This window comes from Roseivirga sp. AWQ4_251, assembly GCF_056158225.1.
Map to the genome: position 1 here is coordinate 260,425 of NZ_JBSWSW010000001.1, position 12,006 is coordinate 272,430.

Consider the following 12,006-nt stretch of genomic DNA (forward strand, 5'->3'; position numbering starts at 1 on the left):
TGTTTTTTCACCCAGTTGCTTGGAGTTGTGTCCTTTTATCGCTTAAAAAAGGCATTTAAAACGGTTTAGGAATTGAAGCCGCTTTCGTAATCCAGTCTTAAAAGATTAAAGATTAGAAAGCCCGGATTCGTTTAGAGTGGGACGAATTTATCTAGCTTATACTGATTTATAAATCTGGAAATGCTAATCTATAAGAGTTGTTTGGTCGGACTTCTTGTATAGAAAAATGAATACCTCATAAAAAAAACAGCCCAACTGGCATCTGCGCAATTGGGCTGGTAGATGTTTTTTTAGTTGGCTTTAAGGCCAGTAATCAGGTTTTCCAAGCGATCCTCTTCTTGTACAGTCAACGCAGAGCCTGTGGGCTAATAGTTTTTCTCCGGTGAAGTCAATATTGTACAGTTGATATTCCATGCGTTGTCCAATAGCGGTAGGACGGCTAGCCTCATCTACATCTAGAGCATTATAAAAGTCATTTAGACTTCCTTCAAATGACAAAGGAGGATACCTCACACAGGGAAAAAATATGTAGGGTAGAACTTCTGGTGCTAGGTCTCTAATATTTAAGAAGACTCTTTTGCTGGTTGCTCCTGACACCTCAAAGTAACCCAGCACTGGTTCTCCATCAGGTTCTAAAGAGATAATGTTTCCAACAACCATGCCTTGCTGCTTATCAAATAAGGAGCCGTTGGATTCATTGAATAGCTCAATCTTTCGGTAATAACTATATGCCTGAGAGGATATTGCTCTTTGAGTCACTTCAATGGAGTACATGGTAGTGACTTCAAAATCAGAAGCTAAAGAGAATTTGATTGGTATTTCTCTTAATTGACCATTTGTGTTACTGGTAGAGGTTGCTAGTATAAGTTCAGAGAAGTGCCTTTCTCTATAGCATTCTTCTACATCTCCGTCAAAAGGGGTAATATCGTAGCCTCCGCCTGCATTTGGAGTGGCGTCAAACTTTTTAGGGTAAGGAGCAATAATTTGATGCGTGTCATTCCATTCGTATCTATAGAATTGAGTGCTTTGTCCTGAATTTTCTGAATCGATAAAAAATTGAACACCAGGTTCTGTTGTTCCTGTTTGATCAATAGATTCACTAGAAAATTGATTATAAATGGATGATATTTCTGGAGCAGGGACAAGTTTATCGAAAGATGATTGGTATCTTTTGCCCTCTCTTGTTGTAAAAAAGAGCGCGTAGCTTTGGCCTAAGGTTCCCGCGAAATTATTTGGAGATACGTATAGTCCCGCTTCCTTTTCTGTGAAGTCTGTCCTGTTGCCTAAGTCATCTTCTAACCAAACATTAGCTCCCTCAACAGGTGAAGCTTGAGTTATTCCCTCCCTTTCAATAGGAATGGTATAGAATATCCGAACCTCATGTTCTTTGACTTCGTCAGATATATTGCCGTCAACAACAAGTAACCTGTCATATGTTAGGCTTTTTGTTTCAATCTCCTCTATACATGCTGGTGTAAAAACAAGCAGGCATAATAGACAAAACTGCGCTAGCCATTTATGATTATCCTTTTTCATTAATGCTCTCTTTTACTGTGAATTTCTTTACGATTGAAACAGGAATACCCTCCTGTGTAAAGCCTTCTATCACTAATTCAAATTCTCCTTCAATATCCGATGTGTTGAAATTGATTTGCTGAATACCATTGCCGTTCACTTTCAAATCAGGAATCCACAAAAGCTGGATTTTAGAATTGGGAATTCTTAAATCATCCTTTTCTTCCAGCTTGTTAGCTTCGTTTTTTTCAATAGGTTGAGGGGTTAGAAGTTCGAAAGGCAAATGATTGGTTTGAGGTTTGAACCCATCCAAATCACCTCTGATCGTATGGAAGCTTAGGAGTCCATCCACTTCAAATGGCCCAAGAAAGTAGCGTTTATTTGAAACGTCAACGCCTTTAATTCTGTAAGGGCTGAAGTCCAATAAATCTGCTCCGTTTACGGGTACTCCATCAAGTAAAATTAATGGCTCGGTACGTAAGTCTATTCCTGGCTCTAAGCTATATACCACAAATCGTTTTTGGCCACGCTTTTCCCTTACGCCAGCACCAGGAATGTATTCAACGAAATGTTCCTTAAGTGAGCGGAATCTCACATAGTCATCGAACAAATAACTTTGGTTGAATGAAGATAAGGTTGGGGTGATCTTGTTTTCAATGCCCAAAGTGTCCACACTCGGAGTAAAGTAGGCGTTTTCTAGTTGGCTTATAATGCTCCTTTCTTTGATTCCTTTCAGCTGAGCCGTATCGATATGAACGGGAGAAAAATCCAGATCATGAGATTCTTTGAAATTATTGAAAAGCTCAAATGAAAAATGTCCATCGAAATTTGGTGCAACCATGTGTGCTGGAGCTTCTTTTCCTCGATTCACGGTTTTGTATTCTATCACGAAATTTCCTTCAGCATCTGCTCTGGCAAAAGCTATGTTCATAGTCGATTCTCCTGTAATGCTTAGCACCACATTCTGGTTTTCTACAACTGCAGAATCATTTTCTGCAATTAACTTTCCTGAAAGCAGCTGATATCTATACTCTGGAAGAAGAGAAACTTCCTGAGGAATAGGTTTCACTTCAGGTTCATTCATAAAGTTAGAAGCACTCTGAAGTTCTGAATAAGTCATAGTTCCAGCATTACTCAAATCTTCCTCAAAAGCAAAAGCATGCGATGATGCAGCTTGATAGGGAAAGGTTTTTCTTATAGAAACACTGTACTTTCCTTTTGCCAAATTTTGTTCAATTGATGCTGATGTTCTGGTTTCAAAAGCCAATTTCGAAGCATCAGTTTTCAAACTCGTATTGAATAATCGAGCTGTGTATTTAGTCGGTCCTTGAGGTGACTTGAATGAAATCCATAAAACATCTTCAGGTAAATCTTCCCTTTTTATTCTTATAGGGTCGTGAGTTTGTATTGCTTGGTTGAAAACTACTTCTCCTGCATGTGAAATTTCAATTTTTCCATTAACCACATTTCCGAGAGGTTTTAGCTCAATCAAATTTTCATGATGGGTAATGTTTAAACCCACTCCATTGGTAGATACTTTTGGCAAATCGAAGAATTCAAAGCCGCCTTCTTCTTTTTCAATAACCAATTGGTAGTTTTTACCATTTTCGGGAGTAAGTTCAAAATTGCCAATTCCGTTTTGGCCGCTTCTGATGTCAGCAATGTTTTTTCCGTCACTTACAATTCTGCCTTTGATGGCTTTTGCGCGACTTCCTTCTTTGCTTTTAAAAGTAACTTGATTGGCCTCATTCGCAACAAGTTCGCCCGAAAGCGTTTTGAATTCCACATCAATTGAACTTTCAAGGCTATCAGCATTAGAATGGCCTTTATAAGGATTGATGAAAATCAGCGGTACTATGGTTTCATCATTGAAATTGCGCATCCATCGCGTATAGGCAACCAAGTAGTATTGCCCCGTTTCAATATTCGAGGGAATGAAAAACTCTCCACTGGCATTCGAACTGTCCAATTCGTGTTTTCTCTGAAAAACAACACCGTTTTCTCCGATCAACTCTACGTAGATGTATTTGCTGAGAGGAGATGGCTTTTTTGTCCTTTCGCTCAAACAAAAAGCAGAATACTGAAGTGTTTCGCCAACCAAAAGGTCGTGAGTATTTACGTCTATAAAAATGGTTTCCTTAACATCTGAGGTTTGGGCATTGGTGTTGTTTGCCAGAAATAAACCTAGAAGGAAAGCGATTGAGCAGGTGATATTTTTGTAAGTCAATTTCATCTCCATCAGAATTTAAAGTTGTAAGAGATGGTTGGAATGGCCGACCCAAATACGGAAAGTTTATAGCCTTTTACACGTCCATTGTCCAAATCAAAATAAAGCGAGAATGGGTTTCTTCTGCCCAAAACGTTGTATACAGAGAACGACCAGAAGGAATGAGCATCTTTGGTTTTTCTATGCCCCCATTTTAAAGTTCCACCAATATCCATTCGGATGTAATCAGGGATTCTAAACTTGTTTCTATCAGAGTAATTGAGAATTTGAATTCCGTTCAATTCGTACATTCCCGTTGGGAAAGTAATGGGGCGGCCAGTGTTGTATGCCAAATTGTAGGATACCGTGAATCGCTTAGTTACCTCGTAATTACTCACCAAATTTATGATATGCGGTTTGTCGTAATTAGTAGGGAAGTAAGAGCCGCTGTTTACCGTTTCTTCTTCAAATGGACCATCCAATTTTATGAATGTTCTAGCATAAGAGTAGTTGAACCATCCGTTCAAACGGCCTGATGTTTTCTTTACTGAAAACTCAACACCGTAAGATTTGCCGGGCCCTTGAAGTGCAATAGATTCAATTCTATCGTTGAGAAGGAAGTTGGCGCCAGTTTTAAAGTCAACCAGGTTGTCTAGCTTTTTGCCATATACTTCAATTGAAGTTTCAATTTCCCCACTCAAGAAATCGTGGTAGTAACCTAAAGATATTTGATGTCCGGTTTGAGGCTTTATGTAGCTATTTGATAAGCGCCAGATGTCGGTAGGAGATAGAGAAGAGCTGTTGGAAAGCGCATGCAAATATTGCCTGCTTCTGTCGTAGCTAAGCTTTACAGAGCTGCTCTCGTCCAAAAGATATCTGGCCGCTAAACGAATTTCAGGCCCTCCATAAGTTTGAATGAAATCACCTTTGCTGTGAACTTCTTCTCCAATTTTAGTGTCGCCATTTTTTGGTGCGTCATCTAAATATAGATTGGTTACACCTGGCCCTAAGTATGTGAAGAAACTATACCTTAATCCGTAATTGAGGCTTAGCTTTTCGCTGATTTCGTGTTTGTCAGAAACGTATATTGCCCCTTCAATGCCCTGTTCTGAAGCTAAATCAATGGGTGCTACCAATGATTCTGAGCCAATTGGATATTTTGAGCCGGGGTTTATGTCGTAGCGTTTGGCTTCTAGCCCGAAGTTGATTTGGTGAGGGCTTTCTAATTCTTTGTTGAAATCAAGTCTAGCTCCAATTTCTTTCACTCCGAAGTCTTGACCAAAGGCCGTTTTGGGAAGTGGTGAAGATGAAAAGTCGTAATTGTAGCTGCTGTAGGTCGCTGTGAGAGAGGCGTCAAAAGTTGGGTTAAACGTATGTAGCCATTTCGCAGAACCCATTTCATTGATGTAGGAAAAGTCAGAGAATGAGAATAATGTGTCAGAGTTCAATCTGAAATCATCCTTACTGAAATATCCGGATAAAGTAAGTCTGTTCTCCTGATCAATCTCGTGATCATACTTCACAATAAAGTCGCTAAAGGCAACCTTGTTGTTTTTGAAGTCTGAATGGTTTAAGGTCTCCAATATCCAGTTGGAATAGGTGAGCCTTCCACTGGCCAATAAAGAGGCTTTTTCTTTTATAATCGGAATTTCAGCTGTTAAGCGAGAAGTAATAGGGGAAATGCCTCCTTCTACAGTAACTTTTTCTTTGTTGGCGGTCTTCGCAGTAATCTCAAAAACAGAAGATAATCTTCCACCTCGGTTAGCAGGCACACCACTTTTATAAATATTCAGGCCATCCAAGGCGTCAGAGTTAAAAACGGAAAAGAATCCTAGGAAGTGAGAAGCATTATAAACTGTTGCGCCCTCGAATAAGAATAGGTTCTGGTCTGATTTACCACCTCTTACGTTAAATCCAGCTGATCCTTCACCCACGGTTTGAACTCCCGCAAATGTGGTAGCAACTTTCAGAATGTCCTTTTCACCTAAAACAACGGGAACGGTTCTGGATTCTTCAATTCCTAAACGCTCAACACCTGTGCTTACTTGCTCAATGTTGGCTCTTCTGGAAGCTTCAACAATTACCTCATTCAAAGCAATGATGTCTACTTCCATGTCGATATTTAACTGGCCACTTGAGAAAAGGATCAAATTTCTTTTCGTTCTTTTCATTCCAGTGTACTGAACTTGAATTTCGTGTCTGCCGCTTTTAAGGTTTAGGGAATAGAATCCGTCAGGGCCAGAAACTGCAGATTTGCTTCCGTTTGGCGTGTATACCAAAGCGCCCTCAATAGGTTCTCCTGTGCTTTGGTCTTTAATGTAGCCAGCTAACGTAGCTGAACTGTTTGATTCAAATTTAGCTCGGCTACCTACCTCAAAAACAAAGTTTTCCAAATCCTTATTGTTTTGAGTTTCGCCCTTGTACTCTTTGGTGAAGAGAAGTTCTTTTCCTGTAGATTCATCCACGCTGATTTCTTCTTCTTTTTTAGAGTATTGAGCGCGCAATTGCAATTCAATTTCAGGCGTGTCAATGATTGTGATTCCGTTAGTGAGGTATATTTTTTCTCCTTGAACAAAAAAGCGTATTGGTGTTTCTTCAAAAAGTTTGGGGAGAATAGTATCTATAGTAGCATTGTTAAAGGAGCCTGAAAACTTTAAAGAGTTGATCCATTCGCGCTTAAAATAGAAATCATAGGGCAGTTTAGATTCTATATCTAAAATCACTTTTTCAACGGCAGCATTTTGGTAGTTACCAGAAAAAGTAGGGTTCTGAAAGGCAAAACTTTTGATGCTTAAAAAGCAAAGAAAGAAAGTTAGTGATACGATCCTTTTCATTTGGAAAGAAGATTATCGCAGTATTCTGCTATGTGTGTCAGGAATGCATCTTTACTCTCTCTTTTGATCGATCGAGACGTTTTTGATCTCATAAATCTTTTAATTTCTTTTTTGTAGTTGGGGTACAGTTTCAGAAATGATTTGGCAGTTCTTATTCTGTGTTTTTTACTACCAGAAGTGACATAAAAGTGGTCTTCTCTTGAATATTCGAAATCTCGGTTATCAATGATCAAGCGTTTTAGGCTCTCTTTTATAAAAGAGATTTCGGAACCTTCATATAAAAGCAAAAAGTATCCGTCTTCGGTTGGTCGTGGTTTAAAAGTGCCTATAGGGGTTTTAAACCATTCTACTAAACTTTGATTAAGAATGATTGGCTCGAAAAATCTAGGATGAAGCGCATATGCCTGTTGTTTCGCTATGTCATATTTTATTTTCATCCCAGAATAGGTCTGTCCATCATACATTAATGTGGACTCATTCCAGTTTAGGCTGTTCTGCATAAAGTAGGCATTAGTTGAAGTGCCTGGAGCAGATACATTGGCGAGAGGGCCAACCAATGGCTTGATGTTGAATGTGTCGAACTTGGCGCTGTACCAAGTATTGACGTTAGCTTCTAGGCTTAAATCTTTTATAGAGATTTTTTGAGCATTCAGTGAAACACTGAATATCAAGGCTAGAAATAAAAAAGTAAGTAGTTTCATATATTTTTTATGAAAAAAATCTATTGAGATTTCATATGTTTATTTTTCTCTTTGAAAAGTTTAAAAATTAAACATACCTAGGAAAGGTATGTAAGGAGCTTTTTTTTACAAAGAGGTTTGTGATAATTTCGGTGATGTTGTGATAGGTGGTTTTTTTGTCCACCTCAGCATAAAAACAGATCAGCTGGCTTTATGCCTTTTTACTAGATATAACGCACTTCCCTTTTTTGGACACACTTTTTTTGCGAAAAGTGGTAAGGTTTTGCGGGTTAATTCGGGATAAATCGAATGCTTAGTGGGCGGGTTTTGGCTTTTGAGGAAGAAATGCAGTAATCATTACCCCAATACCAGCCCCGACTAAAGCTCCATAGGCGAAGTCTGGTAATTCTGTATATCTAGAGATGATTTGACTAAAGATGGTTATGAACAGCCCTGTGAATAATAGGCCGACTTTTGCTTTTTTGCCTTTGTTGAACATCATGAGTTTTAAGTTTATAGGTAGTAAAGCTAAAATATGCGCTATTAACTTAATATCAATAAGCTTTGATGTTGAGTGGTTTTAATCTGGGCTAAAAGAAAAGAGCCAAGTTTTAGTTGGCTCTTTTATGGGATTGGAAGATTTTTATTTGTTAGCAGGTTTGCCTTTTAGCTCTGGTAAAGTGAATTGCTCAAGTGGGCTTTTTTGCTTCATTAAAGCTTCAATGTCTTCTGATTTTCTTGGTGCATATCCAGATAGTAATTCTGCTCCATCTTTAGTGATTAAAATATCATCCTCGATTCTTACGGCAATTCCCCACCATTTAGGGTCGCACTTGCTGCCCTCTGGAATGTAGATTCCTGGTTCAACCGTAATCACCATATTTTCTTGAAGCGCACTTCTTGGGCCTTTATCGTGAACATCTAAGCCAATGTGGTGAGAAAGTCCGTGAGGATAGTACATGTGTCTTTCTTTCTCATTGGCTATAACGCCTAATTCTGCAAGTCCTTTGTTAATGATTTGTGAGGCTACAGAGCCCATTGATCCCATGGTTACACCTGGCTTAGCCATTTTAATGGCCTCTTCTTGTGCTTTGTAAACAAGGTCATAAATGGCTTTTTCTTCTTTAGAAAATTGACCGTCAATTGGAATGGTTCTGGTTACATCGGCAGTATAACCGTGGTATTCAGCGCCCAAATCCATTAAAATCATTTTGTCGCTTTTAATGTCGATTTCGGTGTTTTCAATATAATGAAGAATACAACCATTGTTTCCTGCTCCTACGATAGAAGGATAGCCTTCGTATTCTGAACCATATTTTTTGAATACAAATTCGTGAATTCCCTGAATTTCAGTTTCGCTCATGCCAGGTTTCATGGCTTTCATTACTTCTACTTGACCTACAGTGGAAATGAAAACGGCCTTTCTTAATAAGTCGAGTTCTTCTTCTGTTTTAATTCCTCTTAATTCGGCCATGATGTTGTCTAGGCCTCTTACATCTAAATTGTTTTTCTTTGGTTCGGCACCTAATGCGCTTGATTCCATTCCGTAACCTACCTTGGTTTTGAATTGTTGAATCAGGCTAAATAAGTCACCTTCGTCTCTTGCATTGTCTCTAACATCGTTGTTGAAATCGTAGAAAAGAATCTTGTCGAATTTTTCAAAGTCTACATTGTAGTCCTTGAAGTCTGTATTGTTGTAGGCGTTTAGAATGCCTAGTTTTTCTTGAACACCACCAAAGCCTAATCTTCGGCCTGTCCACATTTCTGCTTGGGCGTTTCTGGTTTGAACAAAGAAAATCTCATTGTAAGAGTTGCCTTGTTTGTCGGTTTGGTTGTCTTTGAAAACCAACAGAACAGCATGTGGCTCATTATAGCCAGTCAAATAATAAAGATCGGGATCTTGATGGTAGATGAAGTCTACATCATTGGCGCGGTTGCGCACTGGGTTAGCAAAGAAAACTGCTACGGAATTGGCAGGAAGCTTTTCGCGAAGGGCCTCTCTGCGCCCTTTGTGGAATTCAGAACCTAAATAGTCCTTTCTAACTTCCTCTTGAGCCTGTAAAAAGAAAAATCCTGAAAACATAAACGTCATCAGGATTGAAAATGTCTTAAAGGTAATTTTCATGGTAGTACAATAACGTTTTGCAACGCTATTATACCAAAATGTTACCGTTTTCTTTTGCCTTTTTTAATACAGCGGTAATACCATTTTTGTTAATGGTTCTCAAAGCTGATGTAGAAACTTTCAAAGTGATCCACTTGTCTTCTTCAGGAATGAAGAATCTCTTTTTCTGAAGATTCGGATAGAATTTTCTTTTAGTTTTATTGTTAGCGTGAGAAACATTATTTCCTACGCGTGCTCTCTTTCCGGTGATGTCACAAACTCTTGCCATGATAGATTTTTTAAGCCGCTTTTTGAAACGGACTGCAAATATCGAAATTATTTCGAAATACCCCAATACTGGTAAGAAAAAACTTGAAGGAATATTTGAGTGGTAAATTTTGATAAAGTGTTGTGCTTAAAATGTTTCACATCCATTCTCTTTTGTCGGTTTCTACTCTATAAAGGATGAAACGTTCTAATTGCTCAGCTTCGGAGATCGTTATGTACGGAATACTCATTTCTCCCGCGGCAGTGTATAATTTCAGCGTGGCGAGGTTTTTTCTTCTCTGATACCAGCTCTGTTTTATTTTCACTACTTGAATTTTGTGAATCTGTGTCAATAAATTTTCGGTGCCAATTGTTCCTCCGTTGCTTCTGATCAACTCTTCGTTTATCTCATAGCTTCTCTTTTTATAATACAGATGAGCAAAGTAGAAGGATAAAGGAAGTGTCAATAGAAAGTAAAAAGCGGCATCTTCAATAAGAAAATAAGCGCAGAGACCAAGGAAGGATGGGAGTACGCCATAAAAAAGGACGATTCTTTGCTTGATAGCCGCATTGATCGAATGTTTAGGCTCGTTACCCAAATATTCAGTAGGGAAAACCATCCGAATCACTTTTGATATTTGCTCTTTATAGCAGCCAGGAACCTTGATTTTAGATTTTAGATGAGACGCCTCTGTGCTCGAAGCCTGCTCTAAAGTCAATGTGTAAATGCCGAAAATTTTGCGAATAGGGTTGGTAGACCAGGCCACGGTTTGAACCTTATGTTTGTTGATGGTCAATTCTTCTCTGTTCAGCAATCCTCTAACTAATTTCAGCCCTTTTTGACTTATCCATAGTTTTAAATCGAAGTATTTTAAAACCGTGTTGATGAGCGAAAACAAGAACGAAATGACGCCCACAATTATGATAGATGCCAGAAAGGCAAAGAGTGTATTGTTGATTAAATACAACTCATATTGGTCGAATTGATCGTTAATTACATCGCCAATATTTTGAGTAAGTTCGTTCAGGGTCGTAAATACGAAGGCGAAAATAATGCCCATCGATTGAAAATGGTTTTGACTCACTCCAACTTTAAAAAGGTCGGCAATGCTTAGCTTTAATAAAAGTTCTGAAGGTGTAGCCTCTTCCTTGTTAACAATTTCAGGATTGTCTGATTTTTCATTGATGAGGTGTTCTTTTTCAGCTAAAATATATTCGCGAAGAGCTTCTGCCCTTTCTTTGCTAAGGGCATCAATGCTGATTTCCGACTTTTTTGCACCTGCTGAGTCAATTTCTACGCTTACTACGCCAAATATTTGGTGAAGTAGGTTTTGGGTGAAGTTTATGGTTTGAATGCGTTCAAAAGGAATGTTAGTCTTGGTGCGTTTTAAAACGCCCTTATCTATCACAATGGCATTGCCTTCAATGTGGAAGAAAAACCTGAAATAAGTTAAGATGGAGCCTAGCAAGTTGAAAGCTGCAAAACCTATGGCAGCGTAGCCAATAATGTCTTCAAAAGAAGAGCTGGTTCGTTTGCCAATGAAAAAACTGAGTAGCAAGGGCCAAAATGCTCTGATTGTCATTCTGAAAAACTTGATCAGGATAATTCCAATGGCAACCGAAGACTGTCGCTGTGGATCCGAAAAATCATGCTGATTCTGTGCTTCCATCTTCTTCGGTTTTTTTCAGAACATAATCCTTAATCCTTAAGGCTTCATCTTCTGATAAGCCCGGAATCACCAAGTCGCTGCTTTGGCCTCCTGCTGTGTAAATCTTTAAACTGTTGAGTTTGTAAAGCCGTTCAACTGGGCCTTGTTTTAATTCAGCATGTTGAATTCTGTTGAAAGGAATAGTGGTTCTTACAGCCCAGATTAGGCCTTTACTGTATATGATGTCGAATTGCCGGAGAGCATATTTCTTTTTCTTAAACCCTAAAATGGCTACCGAAATATTGACAGCTGCTAAAAGAAGGACAACACCCGAAGAGATAATATAGCCTAAGGTTTTTTCTTCTGTATCAGAAAAATAGATAATAAGGATAGGGGCTGCCAATAAAATCAAAAAGAAGAAAGCCGAACTCCACAGCGTGACTTTTAGGTAGCTTTTTTGAATCGGTTTAAAGCCAATATCTTCTAAAGCAGGCAAATCAGACGGATCTACCGATAAATTCTCAAAGTGTTTTGTCATTTTTTGAAACCGTATGGGCAATGTTTACATCCGTTTTGGCAACAGTACCCACGCTTTAAGTGATAGGCTTTGGTAAATACCAATAAGCCCTGTTCGTTAAGGTAGTAATCTTCCGTTTCTACGGCAAATTCGCTTTTCGATTTAGAATTTTTCGCCATTTTTTTAAGGCTTGTTTTGTTTCAGTACCTTTGGTTTAACCGTGTTTTTGCGCGG

At 38.7% G+C, this 12,006-nt stretch carries 10 protein-coding genes; all 10 read right to left on the reverse strand.

The window, feature by feature from the left end; translation table 11 throughout:
* Positions 1-300: 300 nt before the first annotated feature.
* The 10 genes from ACXACJ_RS01310 to ACXACJ_RS01355 all read right to left on the reverse strand — a co-directional run bounded on the left by ACXACJ_RS01310 (position 301) and on the right by ACXACJ_RS01355 (position 11,951).
* Positions 301-1,536: a DUF4249 domain-containing protein gene (locus ACXACJ_RS01310; RefSeq protein WP_475132454.1), complete on the reverse strand. Its 1,236-nt coding sequence runs from the start codon at positions 1,534-1,536 to the stop codon at positions 301-303.
* Complete coding sequence (locus ACXACJ_RS01315; RefSeq protein ID WP_475132455.1) at positions 1,523-3,748, reverse strand: hypothetical protein; 2,226 nt, start codon at positions 3,746-3,748, stop codon at positions 1,523-1,525. The genes ACXACJ_RS01310 and ACXACJ_RS01315 overlap by 14 nt, the downstream gene beginning before the upstream one ends.
* 5 nt (positions 3,749-3,753) lie before the next feature.
* Positions 3,754-6,555 (reverse strand): TonB-dependent receptor, encoded by a 2,802-nt coding sequence (locus ACXACJ_RS01320; RefSeq protein ID WP_475132456.1) that lies wholly within the window; start codon positions 6,553-6,555, stop codon positions 3,754-3,756.
* Entirely contained in the window at positions 6,552-7,256 is a 705-nt protein-coding gene (locus ACXACJ_RS01325) for a hypothetical protein (protein WP_475132457.1), read from the reverse strand. The genes ACXACJ_RS01320 and ACXACJ_RS01325 overlap by 4 nt, the downstream gene beginning before the upstream one ends.
* Before the next feature lie 292 nt (positions 7,257-7,548).
* Complete coding sequence (locus ACXACJ_RS01330; RefSeq protein ID WP_475132458.1) at positions 7,549-7,737, reverse strand: hypothetical protein; 189 nt, start codon at positions 7,735-7,737, stop codon at positions 7,549-7,551.
* A 141-nt stretch (positions 7,738-7,878) separates the two neighbouring features.
* The gene (locus ACXACJ_RS01335; protein ID WP_475132459.1) at positions 7,879-9,318 is read right to left on the reverse strand and encodes an aminopeptidase P N-terminal domain-containing protein; all 1,440 of its coding nucleotides are present in this window, start codon (positions 9,316-9,318) and stop codon (positions 7,879-7,881) included.
* Positions 9,319-9,388: 70 nt separating this feature from the next.
* Positions 9,389-9,628, reverse strand: a complete 240-nt coding sequence (gene rpmB / locus ACXACJ_RS01340) for a 50S ribosomal protein L28 (protein WP_475132460.1) — start codon at positions 9,626-9,628, stop codon at positions 9,389-9,391.
* Between the two features lie 136 nt (positions 9,629-9,764).
* A complete protein-coding gene (locus ACXACJ_RS01345; protein ID WP_475132461.1) occupies positions 9,765-11,276 on the reverse strand; it encodes a PH domain-containing protein in 1,512 nt (503 codons plus the stop codon).
* A complete protein-coding gene (locus ACXACJ_RS01350; RefSeq protein WP_475132462.1) occupies positions 11,254-11,793 on the reverse strand; it encodes a PH domain-containing protein in 540 nt (179 codons plus the stop codon). Before ACXACJ_RS01350 ends, ACXACJ_RS01345 begins: the two co-directional genes overlap by 23 nt.
* Complete coding sequence (locus ACXACJ_RS01355; RefSeq protein WP_475132463.1) at positions 11,790-11,951, reverse strand: DUF5522 domain-containing protein; 162 nt, start codon at positions 11,949-11,951, stop codon at positions 11,790-11,792. The genes ACXACJ_RS01350 and ACXACJ_RS01355 overlap by 4 nt, the downstream gene beginning before the upstream one ends.
* Between the last annotated feature and the right edge of the window lie 55 nt (positions 11,952-12,006).

Bases quoted from the DNA above. Each gene is read 5' to 3' on its own strand.
- ACXACJ_RS01310 (WP_475132454.1), bottom strand. From the start codon at position 1,536: ATGAAAAAGGATAATCATAAATGGCTAGCGCAGTTTTGTCTATTATGC.
- ACXACJ_RS01315 (WP_475132455.1), bottom strand. From the start codon at position 3,748: ATGAAATTGACTTACAAAAATATCACCTGCTCAATCGCTTTCCTTCTA.
- ACXACJ_RS01320 (WP_475132456.1), bottom strand. From the start codon at position 6,555: ATGAAAAGGATCGTATCACTAACTTTCTTTCTTTGCTTTTTAAGCATC.
- ACXACJ_RS01325 (WP_475132457.1), bottom strand. From the start codon at position 7,256: ATGAAACTACTTACTTTTTTATTTCTAGCCTTGATATTCAGTGTTTCA.
- ACXACJ_RS01330 (WP_475132458.1), bottom strand. From the start codon at position 7,737: ATGATGTTCAACAAAGGCAAAAAAGCAAAAGTCGGCCTATTATTCACA.
- ACXACJ_RS01335 (WP_475132459.1), bottom strand. From the start codon at position 9,318: ATGTTTTCAGGATTTTTCTTTTTACAGGCTCAAGAGGAAGTTAGAAAG.
- rpmB (WP_475132460.1), bottom strand. From the start codon at position 9,628: ATGGCAAGAGTTTGTGACATCACCGGAAAGAGAGCACGCGTAGGAAAT.
- ACXACJ_RS01345 (WP_475132461.1), bottom strand. From the start codon at position 11,276: ATGGAAGCACAGAATCAGCATGATTTTTCGGATCCACAGCGACAGTCT.
- ACXACJ_RS01350 (WP_475132462.1), bottom strand. From the start codon at position 11,793: ATGACAAAACACTTTGAGAATTTATCGGTAGATCCGTCTGATTTGCCT.
- ACXACJ_RS01355 (WP_475132463.1), bottom strand. From the start codon at position 11,951: ATGGCGAAAAATTCTAAATCGAAAAGCGAATTTGCCGTAGAAACGGAA.